The sequence below is a fragment of the Candidatus Lokiarchaeum ossiferum genome (genome assembly GCA_025839675.1).
In the GTDB taxonomy this organism is placed as follows: domain Archaea; phylum Asgardarchaeota; class Lokiarchaeia; order Sigyniarchaeales; family Promethearchaeaceae; genus Lokiarchaeum; species Lokiarchaeum ossiferum.
This window is the reverse complement of sequence record CP104013.1, coordinates 2,240,997-2,264,201: the sequence shown is the minus strand read 5'-3', so window position 1 is coordinate 2,264,201 and position 23,205 is coordinate 2,240,997. Positions and strand designations below refer to the sequence as shown.

The following is a 23,205-nucleotide window of genomic DNA, read 5'->3' as shown; positions in this document are numbered from 1 at the left end:
ATTTTTACTTAAGTTGGGATGGAGGATAAAAGTTGGAGTAAAAGTAAAAGGAATGGAAAAAAAATCAAATTTTGTAAAGTTTACTAAAAAAAAAGGTCCATCACCAAAATTTTATGCGATGTTTTTTCGAGAATAATATGAACCCAATTCCAAAAATTGAACTCATAATTATAATGGGTATCGAATTAATTCCAATACCCTTACTTGTATCGTCTTCATCGTCTGAATTTGTATTTGTACTGCTTGAATTCGTTTCTGTGGAACTGCTTGTGGATGTGTCGGTTGTAGTATTCGATGTTGAATCTTGTTCGACTTGAATATTAATGGAATGGTGACTGGTTGCCCCATCCCCATCAGTTATCGATAAATTAACCACATAATTGCCCGAAGTTGCATAGGAATGAATTTCTTGCGGATCATTTCCATGAGCGGTTCCATCCCCAAAATTCCAATCATAGGTCCGGACACCCCAACCCCCTATCGAGGTATCTGTTAAATTAAGAGATTCCCCTACCTTGATGGTAGTGGCATTTGTTGTAAATGATGCTACAAGGGGTGCTTTTACTTGAAGGGTGAAGGTTAATACTTCCATATCGGTATGATCTGAACCTCCCACAAAAATAACATAACTTCCTGGTACACTGGTATTTAGAGATGCTGAAAGTGTTTGAGGAAGCATTTCTTTTGCATACTTCAAGTTTAGTTCTCCTTGCCTAATCCACATTTCCAAGGAAGCATCATCTGCATCTGTGAAACTCGCATCGATTTGAAAATTTTCTCCAACAGAGACATTAACTATTGATCCTTCTATTATGGAACCATTAATCGATATTTCTGGAGCTATGTTTTCAGTAATTACATAGTTAAAAGTGTGAAGGGATGCATTATGCTTATTATCCCATGCGAAGATGGAAAAATTATATGTTCCTGGTGCCGTTGGGTAATAAGTCTGATAAAACCATTGATTATTTGTAATTGAATCGTAAAATAACACTTCTTCTCCAGGTTGGGAGTGATTCAATACAATCATAGCTTTGTGATCTTGTGTTTCATCGTCATCCATGATGCCCAAAGAAAAGGATACACTTTTACCCAATTCACCATTTCGGACCGTTTCATTGCCGATCGCACAGCGAATTTCAGGAATATCATAAACGTGAATGGTAAAATTCCACCAATCTCCATAATAACCCGATTCCATATCATACGGGTGAAGGAGTACATTGTAATTTCCGGGTTCTAAAGCTGGCGCAAGTAATTTTGGAGCGGGACCACTATCTAATAATATTGTATTTCCCCTTCGGTCTCCCTCGATCCACCATTCAATCCAACCAATCTGTCCATTAGGATTGGTGACAAAAGGGTGGTCCAATTCACAATAGATGTCGAATGGTTCATAGGGCATGACATCAATATCGGTATTGTTATGAACTTCGCCATTAGGGATAAGGAAAGCTCCTGATTGACCCCATTGAGGACCAAATTCGGTGACATAAAAGGTGACGAAATGAGTAGTTGAATTGATGCCATCCTCATCGGTAAGTACAAATGCTCGAGTGAAAATTCCATACGTATCGGGAGAAAAACCCCAAGAAAGAGTCCATCCACGTGTTCTATTAGTTTTTTTAATTAGAACTCCATCAATGTATTCAGTAACATTCAATGTTGTCCCATCATGATCATATATTATCATGCTGCCTTGATAGTTTTCACTATCTTTCTCTAAATAAATTGTGGTATCATTTTCTTCACTTGGTGATTGAAAAACCGGATGCCAATCCAAATCCCAAGTGATATTTAAGTAATATGGCATGCTTTCATGGGAATCATCACTATCTTTAATTCCAAATAAATATTCATAAGAACCTTCTCCGGGATATTCTATGGTAAAACTATTAGATCCCGAAGTAATGGCTTCTACAGTTGGTGGGCCTGAGACGGGAAGTTGCATATAAAATTGATATCCTGTAGGGGTAGGAATCCCTCTCAATCCATAAGCACTGTACGTAACGACTAAATCTGTTGCTGTATGAACATAAAAAGTCTGATTATGGGGAACATTACAATCTACAATATTCGGTCCACTATGCGTATATGTTACTTCCCACGATAATTGTGATTTCCCATCTTGGTTGGACACCTCTAGAATATATTCCGTAACACATTCCTCGTTAGATCCTAAATAAATGGAAAATTGCGTGTCATTATCCCATTTTCCGGATTTTTCTTTTATAGAAAGACCGTTTTCAAATAAGCGATAGCTTCCTGTCATGTATAATGGATCCTTCACAACGAAATCAATTTTTTCTTTACGAAAGAGATTTCGGGTAATTGTATCATCCGAAAGAAGATCTTGGGTGCCTCCTTCGTCTTTATTCCAATCAGCGGAATCTAAGACGGGAGAACTATCAACTTCAACATAAAACGTGTAAGGATCACTATAAAAGGCAAAAACACCATCCAATGTTACATTATACCATGCTGCTTGTACCTCCATCTCATGAAGCCCCGGTTCAGAAAAGGATTGGGTCCAATCATAGTAATAATTATTTATCCATGATGATTGAGTCTCAAATTCCCCATCTATACGGGTTTGATATGAGTTTAAAGATGATTCTTCTCCAAAAATTGCAAACATAATATCAATCGTTTCACCCGGTCGCACTGTGAGAATATCACCGGGATTGATTGTTACGGTTGTATAGTAGCATACATCTATGGTTGGTGAATAATCTTCAAACTGATACGAAAATTCATGATTTACTTCATTTCCAAAACTATCACTAAATATTACCTCATAATAATACGTGCCTCCATTTTGTGGTATGATATCTAGCATCAAGGCTGTATTATTTGTCCACGTTCCCTCTGAATAAAAACCTATTTGAGGACATTGGTAAACATAATCACCCGAAGTTCGATTTGGATGGACCGGAGTTAGGGATTCACATGATTGATCTGATCCATTGGGGACGGTTTTTTTTTCCCCATCACCAATGGATTCATCTATGATGGAAAAGTCAATTGCATCAGGATTTATCGCCCAAAGTCCGAATTCAAAAGTCATATCATAGAGAAAATCATGACTAGACGTGACCACCTTGATGCGATAATACCCCTGATTCAAATTCAAATGATTATAATAATACACGGTTGAATCATCCGCATTCCACGGTTTTGTTTCAACAGGCACAAAATGACAATCATCTGATCCACCTACAAGATAGTCATACGCGATGTAAACAGTATAAGTACCGTGTGATAGATAATTATTAGTCAAGAAAACCCATCGCAAATAGAAAGGGGAATCACAATCAATTGTTACATTGTCATCATCCCCATAATAATTATAGTATAATGAATGAAAATCATTTTCCCACATAGATTCATTCATATTACTAATAAAAGGGGCCTGATAGTGGGGCGAAGGGTCAAAAGAATTCAAGTCATAAATCTCAAAAGAAAGAAGAGAAACAGGTGTTGCAGAAACCGGTGGGTTTGACCCATCAATAGTTGTATCTGTGAGATCGGATACAAATTTTATTGAATCAATTATCGATGATGCAAGAAATAAGCACAAACCGATTAAAAGCACTGACCTTGCTTTATTTATCCTAGTTGTTTGCATATAATGACTTTTATTTTGTCATTTAAAAATTATTTGTCACTTTCCAACCAATTACGAGTGATTATATCTCCCAATATTGATATATTGGTACCAGATGTGTAATATCCACTATTCTAATGATGAAATATCATTCTATGTCAAAATGTAAGGGATTCACAATCTTAAGAAGTAAATGGTGTTTTTTTTTATTCGACTCATTTTCTTATTTTTTGCAGCATTCTTTAATTTTTGTGAGCCAATTTGAGTATTTTCAATCGATGTAATAAAATCAAATGTCAAAGAATTTTATAATTTTTATAAGAATCATTAACAGATTTAATATCAATTCTGATTGTTTCTGGTGAAAAAATGACTGCAAAAGAAAATAATTCTACATTGAAAGAATCTGATAATATACCATCCAAAGACAAAGTAATGGGGAGGCTTCCTCAAAAAGAGCTATATAAGCTTTATTCCAAATACGTCTCAAAGCCCAAAGCAGATTTCTTTAAAAGTATAGGGCTTGGAGTAATTCAAGGAAAACGGGAGAGATTAACCATTTCAATGTTGGAAGGAAAAAAGCCAAATAAACCTCCCATCCAATTATTAGATTGTCGAACCAGCGGGGGAGTATTTAATCTCGGCCATCGACATCCTGCTATAATCAAAGCAATGGTGGATGGCATCAATGCAGGACTTGATATTGGAGATCACCATTTAATTAGCGAACAACGGGCGCTTTTAGCAAAAGAATTGGCTGATCTTCTTCCAGGTGACATATCACAAACTCAATTCTGTGTTGGAGGAGGGGAAGCTATCGATTTAGCGATTAAGTTGGCTCGAAGTACCACAAAACGTAAAAAGGTGTTGTCAGCAAAATTGGGTTATCATGGGGTAACGGGATTGGCCGTTGCTGCAGGGGATTCAAAATTTAGCGCACCTTTCTTAGCCAATTCACCGGATTTTGTTCAAGTGGAATTTGGTAATATTGAATCATTAATATCCATTATAAATGATACTTTTGCCTGTCTGATTCTAGAAACAATCCCCGCCACTGGAGGGATATTGATTGCTCCCCCGAGCTATTTTACACAAGTTCGGGAGCTCTGCGATAAGCATGGTGTTCTTTTAATTGCTGACGAAGTACAAAGTGGACTTGGTCGTACAGGTGAAATGTGGGGGATCTATGGGGGGATCTATCCCGAAGAAAAAATAGTTCCGGATATAATGGTCTTGGCTAAAGGAATGAGTGCTGGATATTACCCACTGGCAACATGTAGTTATAAACCTTTTATTGGAGAGGTGTTTGAACAAGATCCCTTTATACACATCAGCACAACGGGAGGATCTGAATTGGGATGCTATGTGACCCGGAAAATGTTGGAAATAATCTCCAAACCTACTTTTCTTCAAAATGTGCAAAAAATGGGTACTCAACTCGGGGAAAGTTTGCAAGTATTCAAGACACAATATCCTTCTTTAATAACTGAAGTACGAGGACGCGGCCTAATGTGGGGTATGGAGTTCATAAATGAACGATATGGTGTGGGATATACTCTACAGATGATAAAAAATGGCATTTTTGCGGATTATTGTGGGAATAATGAACAAACTATCAAATTAATGCCTCCTTTGATCACAAATACAGAGGAGATGAAGGAAATCATTCGACGATTAAATGAAGCACTATTGGGTTTGCCCTTACCAAAAAATACATGATTTACTACGAAAGGAGAAGAAAAAAATGGGTGAATTGAAAGGAAAACTGGGAATATATTTAAGCAAAATTCAAAATGAAAGTGGAGAATTTGAAATATTACAATTGCTGGAAAAAACTTTGGATGTTTCGCATCCCGAACAAGGAGAAGTTCCAATTAAAATTTTGGGATTTGGAGAAATCAGTTTAGTTTTTGAAGTGCTTCATGGTAATCTAAGTAATTTGGCTTTTAAACGATTACCCATTTTTGAATCGAAAGACCAAATAACTCAACACATTAATGCATATAATGAATATAATCGTATCTTGCAAGAATCTCTCGGTATTCAAGTCCCTTCAAGCGATACCACATGGGTTTTTTCTGATGAGAAGAAAACTAAAATTTCTCTTTATTGCATTCAAGATAAGGTAGATCCTTCTTCAATTGGAAGTAAAGTCATTCATAATTTGCCTGAAACAGATTTAATCCAATTCATTCGGATTGTGCTAACTCAAATGAAGAAAGTTTGGGACTATAATCAATCTTCTCCGATGGAGAAATTACAAATAGGGTTGGATGGGCAAATTTCTAATTGGTCTGTCATAGGTTATGATTCCACCAATCCTACCATAACGCTTGAGACTCAATTGCTATACATTGACACAAGCACTCCCATGTATCGGATTAATGGAGAAGATGCCATGGAAGGCAAATTATTTCTAAAAAGTGCCCCTTCTTTCTTACGGTGGGTTTTAAAACCTCTTTTACAAGAGGTTTTGGATAGATATTACAATTGGCGGGATGTGGTTATTGATATGGTGGCGAATTTCTATAAAGAACAATTAGCTGATCGAATTCCCGCGATTCTTACAGAAGTGAATCATTTTTTTGCTAATGATGCTGCTTCCCATAACATCGCTCCTCTCTCTCTGGATGAAGTTAAAAAATATTATAAACATGATAAATTCATTTGGGTTCTGTTTCAACAGCTCCGAAAATTTGATCGGTTTTTGAAAACTAAGATCCTTCGGAAGCGATATGATTTTTATTTACCCCCAAAAATAAAAAGGTAACTTATTATGTTCGAAATCCATCCCTTATGCCTTAAATAGCAAATTTACGATTAGATACTAAAGCACCAGGATGATTTGAATGACAAAAACCACCCAAAAAATAAAAAAAAAAACGGTCAACAAAGTGTCTCCCCTTTGGATTCTAGTGGTAGGGTTATTATTTTTAATTCCATCGTTATTTAAAGCTGAGACAATTCCCAAGTTTAATGAAGTAGGGATATATGTTTCTACAAATTCACTTCCTTCAATTATTTCTTCTCCCGAGCTTCCAAGGAGTGCTCAAAGTCCCCTCTTAAATACATCAATTGATTTGAATCAATCTGCATATCTACCAGATTCATATGCCCGAATCACGTTAAAAATTCACAACGGTTTCTCTTCTTCCCTTCAATCTTTATCCATGAATATCTCTTCGCTCTCAGATCTGAGTTTGACTACTGGATCGATGAATCATGAGTTAGGAATTTTGGGTGTTAATGAAACATTTTCACAAGATATCATCTGTCAGCTTCCTGCTAATGCTGAATCTTTGGATGTTGTCTTCCTAATTGATGGGAGTGGATCAATGACGGATGAAATCAATGAAGTTAAATCCAAAGTAAAAGATATGGTTAATACTCTTTATTTCAATGTATCCAGTGTTCGTATTGGGATTATTTTCTTTGGGAATACTCGATATGATGAAAATCCCTATAATGATGATCGCAATGTGCTTGATTTAACATCTGATGTTGACTCGATCCAAAGTTTTATAGATCCTTGGGCCGCCGGAGGGGGTTGGGAACCGTGGGGTGATGCTTTGCGATACTTAAAGCAACTCGATTGGCAGTCTTCAGCACGTTTAGCCATATTAATTACAGATGAACCGTGCAATAGTGGAATTTATATCGGTGATAGCGAATCTTCTATGGAATATTATGATGGACCTGAGCTATATGCTCTTGCAGAAGAATTAAGTGAAATTAATATCATCGTTAGCACAATGCAGTGTTACGGGGGAGGGGAAGATCTTCAAAACCAATTAGACAAAATCGCAGAAGTAACTAGTGGGATTTACGTGAAGTTAAATTCATCTTCCTGTTCTCTAATGGATACTGCTCTTTCCATGTGTTATCAAGCGTTAAGTGAATCTGGACAAAAACTTATAGTTTCTTTTGGAGCCAAACTTGATGGGGAATACATTTTTAATGAACAAGAAAAATGGATAATTGTAGATAATCAACCACCAGGGCTTAAAGGTAGCATAATTACCATTTTTGACACTTTACAGTCCCCCCCTCAACATAGATTCAAAGTTATCTGTAAAGTATTTGATGCTTCAGGCGTAAATGAAGTGATTCTCCACTACAAATTTAATTCTTCCTCCTACATCGCAGTCTCCATGGAGAATTCATCATGGGGGATCTTTTCTTATCTTTTGCCTGCGATTCCTGAAAACTCCATAGTAAAATATTATTTTTCTGCGAGTGATATATTGGGGAATTTTGTTGAAACAGATATTGTTGAATTTGAAGCGAAATATGAACTCTCAGAATTGGAGTCACCAGCTTATGTAGAGATAGTTTTGAATTCCCATGAGGGAATACAATATGAACTTGATCTTTCGCTGCTTGAAGCAGATACTCATCTTCTTGTTGTCAGTGATTCGGAAGTTATTGGAGAAATTATTAGCAACAATATAAGCTTATCTGCGAATATTAGTTTAGATCGACAGAATCCCTTTGCTTCGTTTCTTTTTCATCCATCAGACAATACCATTTTTCTGAGCTTGACAAATCTAGACGAATTTAGCGAGGTAACGATTAAAATTGCTTTATGTTCTTCCCAAAATGCAACAATAGGTAAAGACAAAGCCAATATTACTCCGGTGTCTATACAAAAGACAAGTCCTGTTGTGATATTTCAAGTTGACGTAGATTTATCAGTTGATCCGGGATTCTTTGTCGAATTGACTTCAGATAATGAATTCGAGTTTCTCCAACTCATGGTTTTTAATCAAAGTGAAATCCTCAAATCTCATGTCTTTGATAAAATTTCTGTGACTCCGAAAGAATCTGGGGTCTATTATATACTGATCGCTTTGATTGATGAACGAATTAATTCTATTGATTTTCAATTAAATATTCAGTATGGGGAAATAGATGATACTCCATATTGGGAAGTGGACAATTTTTCAGGAGGTGATGCAATTCCAGGATTTAATCTTTTATTCGTAATGGTTTCAATTGGAATTGTGCTTTATTTGCGGGAAAAACATCGAAATCCTTTTTTTCCAACTAAAGAAGTGATTAAATGATTCGTAACTGGAAAATACGAAAAAAAATCATATTGCTATGTGTCTTTTTCATGATTTGTGGGCAAGTTGCCCTTTTTTTTAGTGATATTCAGATTCCGGTGAATAATCCGGATTTATTTTTTCAGAACACGATAACTGAGAAGGATTATTTTTCTGGTCCTACATCTTCTCAATTTCTTCCCAATTTCCATGCGTCTCAACCAATTCCTGAAATTTATGAAAATGGGGACTACATTTCTTCTAATGGTTTTTTAACATCTGTTGAAGAACATTCTGTAAACCAATTCTATTTTCCTCAAAATAATTCACTTAAAATCAACTCCACATTAGAGGCGGATATAAAATATCATTTCAATTATGGGGTGATCAACTCAAATTTATCAATTGAATTAGATGAAATTACGAACATTTCCATAGATTTGGCTTTTGAAGACAATACTATTGATTTTTCTCAAATTAATTCCCCCACAGAGATCGATTATCCAGTTCAGTGGTTATTTCAAACGATTATTCAAGTAGAAATTCCCGATTTACACGCTGTAAGTGATGATCATTCGATGTTATTTATTCCTTTTGAGAGTCTCTTCAAATTAGATCGATCTTTGATTCCTTCAGACTTTATTCTCATAGTATGGGATCCAATTGATTTAAAATGGACTCAATTGGACTTCGGAATTATTAACAATCAAATTGCCATCCCTTTATCTGGTGAAAGTGCTTCTCTTGCCAATCAAGAAGACTCAAATTGCCAATATTTTACTATTTTGAACAAACATCCTGTATCTTCAATCGATTCTAATGATAGTGGTTTTTCAATTTTCAACTTAATGTCAATTCTTCTAGTTTTAGGGGTTATAATCGTCGTTGGGGCCGGAATTTTTGCGATGAGTTCTTCCGAATATCGTCATTTAGTACTCCGGAACTTAAATCCTAACTATGGAATGCATAGATTAAACATGGAGGATTTATTTGAGAATGAAAATCGCAAAAAAATAATCGATTTTATTCTCATGGAACCAGGTATTCATTTTAATGATCTTAAACGTAAATGTGGGTTACAGGGGGGACAATTAGCCTGGCATATTAACATGTTAGAATCTTATGGAGTAATCCATTTCCGGAAGATTGGGCAATTTGTTGCATATTTCCCCACCATCATGGAGAATTTTGTTTCAGATTCAGACCTACATCTCTTAAAATCCAGAACTACCATCAACATTTTACATCTTATTCAAGATAATTCTGAAATAACTGCAAGCCAAATTGCTAAAATGCTAAAATTGGGGAGAAATACTGTGAAATATCATGTTGATAAGCTTATTGCAAAAGAGATCATTTATTTTGTCCAAGATGGAAGAAAGAAAAAACTCATCTTCAACCAGAAAGAATGAATTAATTTTCATCTCATTTCTCGTTCTCATTTCGATATTTTACATAGAATAAGATGTCAATATATTTACCATCAATATACTCTTCTCCTTTTAAAGTGGCTTCAAGATGGAAATCGAGTTTAGTAAAAACTTTTTGTGACCCAAGATTCGGACTATAAATGACAGCTTTCAGTTTACGGAGATTTAATTCTTGGAAAGCATACTTAGTAATCAATGATGCAATTTCAGTTCCCAATCCCTTCCCCCAGTATTTTTTTTCCCCGATAAAAAAACCAATTTCTGCTGTGCGGCTCACCCAATTGATTTCATGCAAGTTACATGTCCCAATCGGTACATCATCTTCCTTAAGCACTACTTCAAATGAATACTTGTCTGTTGCCTTGATTGAGTTCAAGTATCTCTCTTTGATCTCATCCATTGAGCGTGGAAACTCGTAATGGCGCAAATGGCGAACTTCTTGATCATTTCCCCATTTATCATATAGGTCCACGTGATTTAAGTTAATTGGAAGTAAATCGATTAAATCCCCATTGATAAACGCATTACTCGCTGATGTATTCACAAACAACGAAATGTTTGCTATATAAAAAAGGTTGTTAAAAAAACGACTGAATTTTCTGATTGAGTTATTACTACTCTAGAGCATCATGAGATACTAAATGGGTCTTAATCAATTTTCCTGTCTGGTTATCGGGACAGTAATAGAAGAAATAATTAAAACAAAGGTGAAGAAAAATGGCGAGGTTACTTTTTAACACCCAAAACTCACTCAAAGTAAAATTTTGTACATATTCCTGTTTTTTGTTTTCCACAGTATAAATATGTTCTGAGCTCATTTCTTCCCGAGGTGGTGGTGGAGATACTGAATTCTGCAAAGGACGTAATTTCCCAAATACCATTTTATCAATAAGATATCGGATTGTAGGATTTGACACACTTTTTCGTAACTCTCTGGTAAAAGCGGTCGCTCGTTGTTCCGATTTGCGTGAATTCTTATTGGGCATTCCATAAACAATGTTATATTTGCGATCCATATAGTTTTCAAGCTTAGAATCAAAATTTTCTCCAATAATATCGAATAATCCCCGAATAAACCCAATCAAATATCCATATAACTCAAATAACAGTTTAACTTCTTTATGAATCATTCGAAAAGATTTACGGGGTTTTTCAGAGTTTGGAGAAAATGAATGAATTTGAGCGATGATAAACTCTTGAATTTCGTTTATCGACTCTTCTTGTGAAGTGATAAAGCAGTCAAATTTTTCTTGTGTATCCAAGGCCTTCATTTTGTGTTCAAAATCATGAGTTTTAAAATAATGTCCAAAAGAATTTATGATGAAATATGGATCGTTTTTTGAGGAAAAAAGTACTGAATCCCATAGTTTTTGAATAAAGATTTGGGTTAATTGCGAGGTTTTTTCTTTATTCTTTGCAGATGTTTGTATGATCAGCGCTTCAAATTCTTTGAAATAATTCTTTAATCGAAAATTTCCCATCTTCGGAAATTTCATCACCGAGAGTTCAATTCCCTCCATAGGTGATTGAACAGAGTTCCGTGGGTTAAGGTAGGGTAATATCACCGATGATCGAGGATCTAAAATTAAAAAGGTTAATTTATTTAATTCTTCAAATTTCTGCTGCTGTTCTTCTTTAGGAACTTTTTTTTTAATTATAAGATAATTTTTCCAAATTTCGTGCAAAATTATCAGTTGTTTTCGGGAATTAATTTCGAATTGGAACCCATATGGGTTGTCACTGAATGATTTTTGATAAATTTTTTTTTTTGTCATGAAATCTGCACCATAATGATAATTTAATAAGAAATAGATTTACAAATTTACTCCAAAAGTCCTCGTATGTGTTTGAATGTTTTGAGGGTGGCTAATTTTTTCTTTCGGAGTTGATTGAGAATCGTTTCAACACAAATAGATAATTCCTGGGAAGCCACATTTACTGCAATAGCTTCTACATGGGATCCACGTATTTTGCTTCCAAATCCTGCTGATTCAACTGCATTTTTAACCAATTTCACAGCATTTAAATTAATTTGTGAGATATCTCGAGTGTTGAGATATTGGGAATATTCTGTTTCAAACTCATCTTTTGGAACAGAAAGTAAATCAATCTTAGTTCCATTTTTATACCGCAATTTTAACTTATTTTCAATCGAGGAGATATTATCATCCGGATTCATTTCTTGAAATCGGGTTATAATCAAGGGGTAGAGTTCCTGACATTCCTTATATGGATCAGGAGTAAAAATGATTTCATAATCACACATTTCATTATTGGATTCTTTAGATATTGTGCCTACCTTAATTACAGCCTCGATTTTGATCCCAAAAGTGTTTCCCAAGAAGTTCACGAGGGTTTTCCATTGTGATTTGTATTTTTTCGAAAGATTAGTATTGGCATTAATTCTTTTAAGAATTTTTTTTAATTTGTTGTTGGTTAAGGGAGGCATATCTAATCAAATTTAAAATCCCTTAATAAAACTCCGCCTATCATTTAAGAGAATAGAAAGTGTTGATAATGTTCAAATTATTGATTGAATGAATCTTTCCTAAAAGCAAGCAATGGCTTATTGAAAAGATTTAATCAAACTGACGTGATAACTTTGTTAAAAATATATATTCGTCTCACTCATTATATAATTAGATTAAGATGTTTATTGACGCCCATTGTCATTTAATATACAAGGAATCTTCCCAAAATATTCCAGAACATCTTGCTGCAATTAACAAATTGATGCAAGAAAATAATTTGGATTATATTGTGAGTAATACAAGCACACCGGACTATTTTCATTTAATTGAACATGAAAAAAAATATCCTAAAATTTTGAGTGCAATCGCTATTAATCGCAACCTTGCCAAGGATAGATCTAAGCACCAAGAATATCTAAAATTATTGCGAACCAATGTGGAAAAAAATAACCCAGAAGCTATTGGGGAGGTGGGTCTTGATTATTATGCAGAAATAACTCCCAATTATGCACCCAAAGCACAACAGTACATCCTTGAACAAGAAATTCTTCTGGCCAAAGAATTTGATTTACCGCTTGTAATTCATTCATTATATTCTGATGCTGATTTACTCGCTATTTTAAGGAAGCATCATGCTGAAGAAATGCGTGTCCATATCCATGGCACCCAAATAACTCAGACTTTCATGCAAGATTTTATTGATTTAGGGTGTTATTTCTCACTTTCCTATTATCATCATTTTGATGAACCCGAAATGGTATTTTGGATTGATAGTATTCCCTTTGACCGCTTGTTATTTGAGACTGATTCTCCTTATGCTTATTCTGTTCAAAATGAAAAAGGAAAGAGCTCTCCAGAGGATGTTATTTCAAATTATCACTTATATTGTGAAAAAACAGGAAAGAAGTTAGATTCTGTTGTTAAACAAGTATCTAATAATTTCAAGTGTTTGTATCGATTGTGATATCTGGTTTTGTTTTCCCAAAAAACTTTTGTAGTAGCGAATATTCCTTTTTTTTTATATTGCATCTGAATCAATTTTTAAAATACTCGATTTTACTATTATCTATTGAAATGAGGATTGAAGTAATCCTTTACTATTATACAGCTTCTCAAGATGTTTCTGAGCTACAAATTTTATTCAGGGTAAATAATATCTCAGAATTTTATAATCCAAAAAAATGAAAAATTTAATAACCTATCAATCCAATGTTCCATTATATCGTTTGAATATTTGGAAAATGATAGTTATGCCTCAAAATAAAAAAGAACAAATTTTGATCGCTGCAGGTGAATGTTTCGCAAAATTCGGATACAAGAAAACAACACTTGGCGATATTGGTAAAATAGTGGGGTTTGACAAGACCTCCATTTATCATTACTTCAAAAGTAAAGAAGAAATTTTCACAACATTGGTACTCAATGAATTTCAAGAATTTATTACTAAATTACATGAGAAAATAGAAGAGGATATGGTTTGTGAAAAGAAAATCCTTGTGTATTTTGAAGAAAAACTCAATTTTTGGATGAAAAAGGCAATTCTTCTTCCCCAAATTACCGAAATTGAACCTGAGAAATTGCAGCACTTAATGAGCTCGGGATTAGCAACATTTTACAAAATTGAACAGGATGAGAGATTATTCGTAGCCAACCTATTAAAAGGTTGCATTCAAAAAAATCAGATACAAGAATGTGATGTGGAGAAAATGAGCGATTTCATGTTTGTTTTAGCCGATGGAATAAAAGAAAATTATATGGGCATGGATAAAAACAAATCTATTTCTTCCAAAGAATATGAGAATGTGCTAAAAGATGTTCGAACAGGATTGGAGATTTTTTTACGAGGATTAAAATAAAGAGGATTGAAATGAAGGCAGCAGTTTGTAAACAATATGGTCATCCTGAAGTTTTGAAGGTAGAAGATGTTAAGCAACAACTCCCAAAGAACAAAGAAGTCATGATTAGAATTCATGCTACAACAGTCACCCAAGCCGATGTTGTACTTCGAAGTGGAATGTCGAAATTCCCCCCAATGGTACGATTCATCGCTCGATTAATATTTGGTATCCGCAAGCCAAGGAAAACTATTCAAGGGCGCGAGTTGGCGGGGGAAATTGAGGCAATAGGTAAAAATGTTACCAGATTCAAAATAGGCGATAAAGTTATTGCCTCTCCTAGTTTTGGTGCCTATGGTGAATATATCTGCTTAACAGAAGAACCAACTTCCCATTTTCTTCTAGGGCCTAATATAATGGTACTCAAACCCGATAATCTATCGTATGAAGAAGCAGCCGCACTTCCAATTGGTGGGTTGACTGCATTATTTTATCTAAGAAAAGTTAACATCCAAAAAGGACAAAAAATGCTAATCTATGGTGCTTCAGGATCTGTAGGTACTTTTGCGGTTCAGCTTGCGAAATACTTTGGGGCAGAAGTTACTGGTGTATGTAGTACTACGAATTTAGTTTTAGTAAAAAATTTGGGCGCAGATGTTGTGATAGATTACACTAAGGATGATTATACAAAAAGTGGAACTCTTTATGATTATATTTTTGATGCTGTTGGAAAAACTTCTTTTTCAAAATGTCGAGAACTTTTATATCCAAATGGCAGTTTCCTGACAGTTAGTCAAGGAGTAATGAAAAAAAGTAATGAGGATTTACTCTTCCTAGCAGATCTTATGCATTTAGGAAAACTAAAATCTGTTGTAGATAAAAGTTATCCTTTAGAAAAAATTGCTGAAGCCCATAAATATGTTGAAATTGGCCATAAAAAAGGAAATATTATTATTTCAATTGGAAACAACAATGAAACGGGGTAATTTAAGAGAATAAAAAAAACTTAGATTACTTTTGAAGTTCATGAAAAAAACTAATTTGAAGAAAAGGGGAACTTATGAGATTACAGGTCAATTTTTGAATTTTTTTCTTCTGAAGATTAGCAAAATAGACAATAAGAATCCCAATGATTAGAGAGAGAGGAACATATCCAGAAATATATCCTGGTATATTGAATATTTGATTTTCATCAATTGTTTTAGTTTTAGGCTCTAATTTGATTTCAATTTCGAAGATCTAAATAATTACTATTGATATCACAAGACAGATTTAAATTTTTATCTTCATTGCCAATCGTTATACTACTTTGAGTATTATTTCCGATTATTCTTAGAACATCAAAATTGAATCGACCGTAATCATATTTCAAAGTACTTTCAAATTAATGTACAAAAAAATTTTCCGGTAAACTTTGAAAAAAAATTTTGTTTTGATCTTTAGCTAATTTACTTTTGATTTTTTCATTGATAATAAAACCAGAAAGAGTGGCACCTATAATCAACCCAAATAGTACAAAGAATCCATATTTTTTTTTCTCCAACTATTCTGCCTCTAATAAGAATAATTATATCTATATAAAATTTAAAAATGCATATAAGGTCTTTGCATCAAATTCCGATTAGTTACTTATTTCTCACTCATTAAAGCACCTAAAATAGATCGTTGTTCGACTAAGATAACGTTTTCACCAGATAATAACATATAATGGTGATAAACTCTTGTTTTGGATATAAAATATTCTCAAATTGAGTAATGTGGGTAGAAAAATGATGGCGCACTCGATGGAGTGTAGTCGATTCTTACGTATGTGCACTCTCTAGGATTCATGCACTCCTTATATAGGAAGTTCAAAAACGAGTTAAACAAGTGCATACAAAATTCTAAAGATCACTTGGTTATTTTGAAGTTAATTGACAATTGAACTTAAATAAAAAGTGAATCTAATCTTTATTATGGTTCAAAAAAACAATAAATTTGAGTGGTATTTCTTAACTACCAGGAAATCAATTTTATGCATTGGTCTTATGTTAATCATTACTAATTTAAGCACATTTTCTATAATTTATTTTGGAAATAATCTTCATATTAAGGATGATATTAATTCTGAAGATGAAATACAATCTCCTGGGGAGATGTTTTTTTTTAATACATCAAGTGAAATTTATTGGAATTCTTCTGAACAAGATCTTACTTTTTCCCATAGATATAATCAAAATACTAGAAATTATAGTAATCAATTCAATACTATAGCAAAATTATTTTACAGAAAAATTGTACTTTCAAATGATTCTATTATATATACTTGCTCTTTAATGAGTTCAATGCAATCCGGTGGAGTTAGTTCAGGAACTACTACTCGTAATTATAACTTTTCCGACAATTATATTCATATTAAGGATGGAATCGTCGACATTTCATTGTTTCCTTCCATATGGCATACTGATTTTGCTTCAAGTAATCCAAATTATACTATTCCTATCAATCAAACAAACGAAATAGTCCATGGTTTTTTTGTTGGATACTTTAATAATTCTGCAAACTTAACAATTGATGATCTTCTTCTTGAAAATATGGTCTACTTCATTGATGAGAATGTTGCTAAGATTGAATTTAGTTCTGATAAGAACGGAATATTCACTTCAATTGAGATTTTCCAAACAGATTCAGACCAAAATCCAAACATAATTAAAGATGCAAGTACCTGGATTTCATTATAATTTTTTTTATTCTTTTAAAATGCCTGAAATTAATCTTGGATTGAAAATCATAACATTTGTAAGATATAATCATGTAATCAAAAGAGTCATAATTGATTTGATTAAAAATTAATTTCAAATCGCATTTAGAATGCAGGAAAATGATGGCGCACTCGATGGGATTTGAACCCACGGGCGGAGGACCGCACTGGATTTCCAGTCCAGCGTCATACGACTAGGCGACGAGTGCTTGGGAGGAAAAAAGTAAAAGAGAATGAAGCTTACAAATCTAATTTCATTCGATTGGAAAATTTCTCTTCCATTTTAGCAGCAATTACTGCTTTTTTGACAGCGGCGGTTTTTGCACCTTTTTTGATGTCAATTTTTTCAGGGGTTGGAGCAAGATGACGAACATTGGCACGTCGTCGTCGAACTTTGATTCCATCGACTAACACATATGATTTGTCGATTACTTCTACAATTACGCAGGCAAGACCTGCCTCTCTTCCGAGAGTTTTATATGCAACACGACCTACTTCGAATACTGGCATGGTATGAAACACCTCATTTATGTCACCATAAACGGAGTTTACACAAGATCTCACCGCAGTTCAGATTTCAACCAAGGTGATATCTTAATGTTTCTAAGCATTTTGTAAAAACAAAACCGCTGAGAATATTTTGATCAATACAGCAAAAATTAAAAAATTTTTGATTTTTCGTTTTTTTTCTTAACGCTGACCATGAATAAATTCCGTGAGCGCTGTAATACAGATGTTGAAGATTGCATTTATCCCCAAATGTGTCGTATTAATGATTAAATCGAAAGTGTTGTGCATGGTGGCAGGATCTAAAACATCGATTTGGTAAATGTCAATGAACCGTTGGCGTTCACTTTCTTCCCGTACTAGTGTCTCGTGCCGTTGAGCTTCAAAAGTACGGACATCACGGTCCATCATCCGTTCAATACGTACTTTTTCATCACATACTAATAAGATCGCAAAATCTTTGAGTTCTCCTAACATATATGTTGGAAGTTGTCCTTCAAATACATAATTTTCACCCGTTTGGGCTAATTTTAGGATTTTTCCATCTAATTCTTTATCAATTTCAAAATGATCTTCAGCGTATAGAGAGAAATCTTCTAAAGACATGTTTTTTTCTTTGGCTAACTCTCGAAAAGCCATGCCGGTGGAATAAAAAGTATAGTTTAGATGGTCCGCAACTTTTTTCGCAATTGTGCTTTTTCCGGTTCCATGTAATCCCGCAAAGGAAAAATTCATATTTTAATTCAATTTAGGATACAATATTAACTTTTTAACATTTTGATCTTCATGAAGGCAATTATTACCGATTTAGATGGGGTGCTTAGATTTTTTCCTGCCCAGAGGAATTCCGGGTTTGAAACGCGTTATGGTCTTCCCCAAGGAACTCTTTTGCACACTACCTTTGGGTATCCTGATTTGAATCAAGCGATGGTGGGAGAAATCTCAGATAGTGAGTGGAGAAGAAATATTACCTCTCGGATTCAGGAATTTTTACCTGCCCAAGATAGTATGAAATTAATAAGGGATTGGTCTTCATTTCCAGGTATAATTAATTATGAAATATTGGATTTGTATACTTCATACCGTAATAAAGGTGCAACTTTGGCATTATTAACCAATGCAACCAATAAACTAACTGAAGATCTTTCGACTCTCTCGATTTCTAATACTTTTGATTATATTATCAATTCATCCAGCATTGGTTTGATAAAACCTAATCCTGGAATTTTTCACTTTGCCTTGAAAACATTGGGTATAAAACCCTCAGAAGCTGTGTATATAGATGATTCTCACACTCATAGTGCGGCCGCCAGTCGAATAGGTTTAAAATCTCATTTGTTTAAAGATTTTCAAAACCTTGCTGATTTTCTAAAGCAAAATTTTTCGTAGTTAAGTAAGAAGGATGAAAAAAAAGAGAACTTAATTCTGTAATCGCTGATTTTAATTGCGATCTTCTAAAACTTTAGCCCGAATTGCATTTGCTAAAGCAGTGTGGGAGATTTTTCCACCATATGGCCGACTTGGTCTTCGTTCGGTTTTGGTTAATTTTCGAACTTGAGCAGGTCGTAATCGGGGAACTCCGTGGAGTACTTGACCCGTTATTGGACAGTGAGCGTATTTTGGTCTTCTTCGTACAAAATGGGTGGTGGTAGTATTACCTGGCAAGCGTCGCATCAAGCGTCGCATAGCATGGGATCTTCGATTTCCTCGCATTATTTAACACCTTAACATTGCAAAATTTTGCAATTATAATATGGAAGAGAAATTAGCATAAAATATTAAATTTTCGCTTCGGGGGAAGAAAACTAAACATTTAATAGGGAAAACTCCACGTTGGCTTAAAAAGAAGATTCTTGAATGAAATAGGTCAAAATAGCAAAAAAATATTTTGAAAAGAAGGAAAGGATTTTCATTGAATGTGCAAATATTGTTTAAATTCTTGAAAGAGAGTATAGATACTTTGTTCGATTTTTTGGAGAATTGCTTTAATGTGGGTTGGGTCTGTAGCTTGGTAAAGTCCTGATTGTTGGAGATAAAGTGGGAGATTTTGATTTAATTGGGCAATTTGGATTAAAAAGGGCTGAAAAGTATTAATTTGACTTAAGCTTTTTTCGAGATCCCCCATCAATTGCTGGAAAAATTCTTCCTCAAAGGCTTCAATTAAATGCAAATAATCAATAATAGTAATGAAATTGGATGTACATTCCGTTGCCACTGAAGCCAATAAATAAGGATCAAGTTGCCATGTTTGAGCAATTTCATTGAATTTAAAATCTTGAATCGAAGATATTACTGAAAGAATGGAAGTGAAATTTTGATCAATTTTGAAATCATCAATGATCTCCAATAAAGAACGGTTCCAGAGAGAGAGTTCATTTTGAAGTCCTACTAATTCAGAATGGGAGTGTTTCAAACGACGATAATAAAATAGAGCATCCACCATTCCCGATTCAAAACGATCTTTTAGAAAAGCAGCTGTTTGAAAAATGGAATATAAATCCGCCTTAATATCCACTACGGTTCTCTTTTGAGGAGATGTAATAATTGATTTGGGTTGAGGAGATTCAGGCGAAAAATTCATAGGAACCAATAAGAATAAAGGGTGAAAAGAAGAAAAAAAGGGATATTATGTGGATGATATGTGATCAACTAGTAAAAGATTCAATAATATTCCAATTATTGGCCCCGAAAGTAGGACGTAGCATGATTGTGGTAAATCCGATTATAAGCGCCATAATCATATTTCCTATTAAGAGACGGGTGGTGCTGGTATTGCCAATTTCTCGTTGTGCAACACTCATCGTACACGCAACCCAGATGATTCCTAATAATTGCAGTCCATCTAAGACCATCCAGAGTTTAGATGACCAGATATCACTCATCGTATTACTAATACTCGAGAAGGTAACTCCACTCGTGTTTGCGAGAGTTGTGGTAGGGAGCGCGATTGCAATTAGTAAAAATGATATGAAGTTAATTATTATTAATGGGGCGTAGGCGTAAGTCATAATTTTATTTTTGCCTGTTTGGGATAGTTTTGTCATAAAATCTTTCTTCTGAGATGTTTGGAAGGATGTTTCGCCCTCGATTCCTGATTTTTTCTCCAAACGGCTCTTTCCTGAGATCATGTCATTAAGTTTGCTCTTTTTCAATTTGACGTTATACCGAATGGCCAGTAACCCATCCAGCTGGACTGAAAAATTGGCTGCCAGTCCAAAGGCAAAATTATACAGTTTGAAAATAATGACATAATAAATAATTCCGAAAATGAAGAAACATAGGAAGATAATAAAACTATTTAAGAATGCAACCCATTTATACCCCCATGTGATTGCAAATGGGCTGAATGAGATGGACATCGGAGTTAATTCTACACCTTGATAAAGTTGAATATCTAAGTGCCAACTTACTGCAAGCGCACATAATCCAATGAGAAAACCATTGAACCACGTAATAAATCGAGGTCCTCCTCCATCTTTCTTTTTATTAATGTCACGGAAAGCAATGGGGGTTTTTATTGGATTGATTACTTTATAAATGCGCTTAAATCTGTTATCGGGCTTATATAATCTGATATTTGGTCGAGTAAAAATCGGAATTGCCTCAATGCGTTCTTCTTTGAGTTTATATTCGCAGTTATCACAGATATAGGTATCAAGGTCAGATTCATGACCACAGCTTGGACATCTTGCCATAATTTTTCACAGATTTCGGGATTTCACTTCACGGGAGTAAGATCATCCAAATTCATAGATGAAATCCTTGTTAATATATTACTTAATGGCGTTTTTTCCTAAAAAAGATTGTATCGGTCAAAAAGTTCAAATAGTTCTCAATGAATGTATATAAAGAAAAAAAATCTCTTGGACCAATTATGAAATTTTTTCAAATATTTTTAGTTCGTTATTGATATTCCACGAAAAATCCGCCCGTAGTTTTGGTTAGTTCCCATTTTCGATGGAAGAAAAATTCTAAAAGATCCAAATTAGTCTTAAAATGGGAAGAAATTGAGGCCAGTCTGAATTTTGAAGGTTGTTCGATTAGACACAATAAGGGTAGAATTTGATCGGAAGCAAATTCATCAACAGTTGCTGTTCCATTCAAAATTTTGTTTAATTCTACTGCAACTTTCTTTCCGACTTTTTCTGACGAGACTCCTCGTTCTCCTAAAATTGTACCTGCTCCCAATACTTCTCCGTTAGAAAATTCACTCCATACATCAACCCCTACCCCTGTAGAAAGCGATTTATGATATTGAGGGGTGATTTCTACTTCAATACTCTTAGCAAAAGGAGCAGAGAGGTGCTGTTTGATACTGGCAAGTATCCTTTCGGCAACTTTTGGCTTCCATAATCGTTCTTCTACATGGATAACTCCCTTTATTCCGAGCAATTCTCCTCGTTCCTCAAACCAAATTGGTTGATATTCTGCTAGAGTTGTCTTAGGCTGGATTGTAATACAAGCTTCTCCACCACCCTTTGGGAAAAACCCATGTTGTATAACTTCAATGTTGACATTATATCCCATTTGTTTGAAAAGTGTATACGTAACATTATTCAAATAATCTGGGCCGGGAGCATATTTTCCGTATGTTCCTCCTCCTTGTACATTGATCTTATATTCGCAATTTGGTGGTGGTGCCAGAAACAAAGCATTTTGTAAGGTCTGTGTTAGTAATCCAATATTTCCTGCAGTCGCTATTGAAACATCTATCTTATTACTCCACTTCTCTCCAGGAAATAATTCGATTTCTGTGGACCCAACTTCGATGGTGCTGGTTTTTCCTCCTGTTAACGATGCAAGGGCTTGTAATCCAACTAAATGTTGTAATCTTAATCCCGGTTTGGTGCGATTTTTGCGAATATTAATTATTCGAATCGGTTTATTTATAACGCAAGCCAATCCTGCTGAAATGCGGAGAATCGAACCCCCTCCCTCTCCAAATGATCCATCGATGACGATTGGTTCCATTGATAACAAGTGATAAGCAAAAAAACCTTTAAAGAATTTGGACAGAAAATAAAAACGGTTCTTACATATTTTCTAATTCTGCGAGTAAGAATTCAAAAGTGGCTTTTGCGCATTGGCGTTTGATTTCCATTCTTGTGCCATGAAATCGAAATTCTTTTACTTTATTACAAGCGTGTGTGCCAATTCCAATATACATTAATCCGCGTGGTTTGCCCTCCAAAATATAGGATCCTGCTACTCCCGTGATTGCGATTCCTATGTCCGACAGCATTATTTGTTTTAAGCCATCTAATAGCGCCTCAGTTACTTCTGGAGAAATGGTCCCATAATCATTAATGAGGTCATAATCGACTTTTAGTGTAAAATTTTTGAGATGTGCTGAATAAGCAATAACACCTCCTATAAAGGCTTTAGAGCTACCATCAATATTGGTGAGTAGGTGGCTGATAAACCCTCCTGTGGCACTTTCGGCTGTCGCCAAAGTAAGATTTTTCATTTTGAGTTGAGCTAACAATTGATTAGCTAAGTCCATCAACTCTGCATCGGCATCATAGTCAGCCATAGTATCAAAAAAGACATTCATAATTAAAACAGTTTTT

Annotated in this window: 20 protein-coding genes and 1 tRNA gene; 9 read left to right on the top strand and 12 right to left on the bottom strand. The window is 34.6% G+C overall.

Annotated features, from left to right (window positions below):
* Window positions 1–100 precede the first annotated feature (100 nt).
* A complete protein-coding gene (locus NEF87_RS09315) occupies window positions 101–3,628 on the bottom strand; it encodes a PKD domain-containing protein (protein WP_457919580.1) in 3,528 nt (1,175 codons plus the stop codon).
* Between the two features lie 348 nt (window positions 3,629–3,976).
* On the opposite strand from NEF87_RS09315, the gene NEF87_RS09310 reads away from it, so the two are divergent.
* The 4 genes from NEF87_RS09310 (at window position 3,977) to NEF87_RS09295 (ending at window position 10,064) form a co-directional block, all read left to right on the top strand.
* Complete coding sequence (locus NEF87_RS09310; RefSeq protein ID WP_457919579.1) at window positions 3,977–5,326, top strand: class-III pyridoxal-phosphate-dependent aminotransferase; 1,350 nt, start codon at window positions 3,977–3,979, stop codon at window positions 5,324–5,326.
* A 25-nt stretch (window positions 5,327–5,351) separates the two neighbouring features.
* Entirely contained in the window at window positions 5,352–6,377 is a 1,026-nt protein-coding gene (locus tag NEF87_RS09305) for a DUF6206 family protein (protein WP_457919578.1), read from the top strand.
* 79 nt (window positions 6,378–6,456) lie between these two features.
* The gene (locus tag NEF87_RS09300) at window positions 6,457–8,673 is read left to right on the top strand and encodes a vWA domain-containing protein (RefSeq protein ID WP_457919577.1); all 2,217 of its coding nucleotides are present in this window, start codon (window positions 6,457–6,459) and stop codon (window positions 8,671–8,673) included.
* Complete coding sequence (locus NEF87_RS09295) at window positions 8,670–10,064, top strand: winged helix-turn-helix transcriptional regulator (RefSeq protein ID WP_457919576.1); 1,395 nt, start codon at window positions 8,670–8,672, stop codon at window positions 10,062–10,064. Before NEF87_RS09300 ends, NEF87_RS09295 begins: the two co-directional genes overlap by 4 nt.
* 13 nt (window positions 10,065–10,077) lie before the next feature.
* On the opposite strand, the gene NEF87_RS09290 is transcribed toward NEF87_RS09295, so the two are convergent.
* The 3 genes from NEF87_RS09290 to NEF87_RS09280 form a co-directional block, all read right to left on the bottom strand.
* Window positions 10,078–10,626, bottom strand: coding sequence for a GNAT family N-acetyltransferase (locus NEF87_RS09290; RefSeq protein WP_457919575.1), 549 nt, complete (start codon window positions 10,624–10,626; stop codon window positions 10,078–10,080).
* A gap of 70 nt (window positions 10,627–10,696) precedes the next feature.
* A complete protein-coding gene (locus NEF87_RS09285) occupies window positions 10,697–11,857 on the bottom strand; it encodes a hypothetical protein (RefSeq protein ID WP_457919574.1) in 1,161 nt (386 codons plus the stop codon).
* 47 nt (window positions 11,858–11,904) lie between these two features.
* Window positions 11,905–12,531, bottom strand: coding sequence for a hypothetical protein (locus NEF87_RS09280; protein ID WP_457919573.1), 627 nt, complete (start codon window positions 12,529–12,531; stop codon window positions 11,905–11,907).
* A gap of 200 nt (window positions 12,532–12,731) precedes the next feature.
* On the opposite strand from NEF87_RS09280, the gene NEF87_RS09275 reads away from it, so the two are divergent.
* The 4 genes from NEF87_RS09275 to NEF87_RS09260 all read left to right on the top strand — a co-directional run bounded on the left by NEF87_RS09275 (window position 12,732) and on the right by NEF87_RS09260 (window position 17,108).
* Entirely contained in the window at window positions 12,732–13,517 is a 786-nt protein-coding gene (locus NEF87_RS09275) for a TatD family hydrolase (protein WP_457919572.1), read from the top strand.
* 217 nt (window positions 13,518–13,734) lie between these two features.
* On the top strand, window positions 13,735–14,409 hold the full coding sequence (locus NEF87_RS09270) for a TetR/AcrR family transcriptional regulator (RefSeq protein WP_457919571.1): 675 nt from the start codon (window positions 13,735–13,737) through the stop codon (window positions 14,407–14,409).
* Between the two features lie 11 nt (window positions 14,410–14,420).
* On the top strand, window positions 14,421–15,374 hold the full coding sequence (locus NEF87_RS09265) for an NAD(P)-dependent alcohol dehydrogenase (protein ID WP_457919570.1): 954 nt from the start codon (window positions 14,421–14,423) through the stop codon (window positions 15,372–15,374).
* Window positions 15,375–16,343: 969 nt separating this feature from the next.
* A complete protein-coding gene (locus NEF87_RS09260) occupies window positions 16,344–17,108 on the top strand; it encodes a hypothetical protein (protein WP_457919569.1) in 765 nt (254 codons plus the stop codon).
* 144 nt (window positions 17,109–17,252) lie between these two features.
* Here NEF87_RS09260 and NEF87_RS09255 read toward each other — a convergent pair.
* The 3 genes from NEF87_RS09255 to cmk all read right to left on the bottom strand — a co-directional run bounded on the left by NEF87_RS09255 (window position 17,253) and on the right by cmk (window position 18,370).
* Window positions 17,253–17,337, bottom strand: a tRNA-Ser gene (locus NEF87_RS09255).
* Window positions 17,338–17,368: 31 nt separating this feature from the next.
* Window positions 17,369–17,638, bottom strand: coding sequence for a 50S ribosomal protein L14e (locus tag NEF87_RS09250; protein ID WP_457919568.1), 270 nt, complete (start codon window positions 17,636–17,638; stop codon window positions 17,369–17,371).
* A gap of 180 nt (window positions 17,639–17,818) precedes the next feature.
* Entirely contained in the window at window positions 17,819–18,370 is a 552-nt protein-coding gene (gene cmk / locus NEF87_RS09245; protein ID WP_457919567.1) for a (d)CMP kinase, read from the bottom strand.
* Window positions 18,371–18,421: 51 nt separating this feature from the next.
* Here cmk and NEF87_RS09240 point away from each other — a divergent pair, with 51 nt between their 5' ends.
* On the top strand, window positions 18,422–19,024 hold the full coding sequence (locus NEF87_RS09240) for an HAD-IA family hydrolase (protein ID WP_457919566.1): 603 nt from the start codon (window positions 18,422–18,424) through the stop codon (window positions 19,022–19,024).
* A 51-nt stretch (window positions 19,025–19,075) separates the two neighbouring features.
* Here the strand turns inward: NEF87_RS09240 and NEF87_RS09235 are convergent, their stop codons facing one another.
* The 5 genes from NEF87_RS09235 to NEF87_RS09215 all read right to left on the bottom strand — a co-directional run bounded on the left by NEF87_RS09235 (window position 19,076) and on the right by NEF87_RS09215 (window position 23,168).
* The gene (locus NEF87_RS09235) at window positions 19,076–19,348 is read right to left on the bottom strand and encodes a 50S ribosomal protein L34e (protein ID WP_371806172.1); all 273 of its coding nucleotides are present in this window, start codon (window positions 19,346–19,348) and stop codon (window positions 19,076–19,078) included.
* A gap of 196 nt (window positions 19,349–19,544) precedes the next feature.
* The gene (locus NEF87_RS09230; RefSeq protein WP_457919565.1) at window positions 19,545–20,216 is read right to left on the bottom strand and encodes a hypothetical protein; all 672 of its coding nucleotides are present in this window, start codon (window positions 20,214–20,216) and stop codon (window positions 19,545–19,547) included.
* A 64-nt stretch (window positions 20,217–20,280) separates the two neighbouring features.
* Complete coding sequence (locus tag NEF87_RS09225) at window positions 20,281–21,330, bottom strand: hypothetical protein (protein WP_457919564.1); 1,050 nt, start codon at window positions 21,328–21,330, stop codon at window positions 20,281–20,283.
* Window positions 21,331–21,538: 208 nt separating this feature from the next.
* Entirely contained in the window at window positions 21,539–22,606 is a 1,068-nt protein-coding gene (gene rtcA, locus NEF87_RS09220; RefSeq protein ID WP_457919563.1) for an RNA 3'-terminal phosphate cyclase, read from the bottom strand.
* Between the two features lie 61 nt (window positions 22,607–22,667).
* Window positions 22,668–23,168, bottom strand: a complete 501-nt coding sequence (locus NEF87_RS09215; protein WP_457919562.1) for a CinA family protein — start codon at window positions 23,166–23,168, stop codon at window positions 22,668–22,670.
* Window positions 23,169–23,205 lie beyond the last annotated feature (37 nt).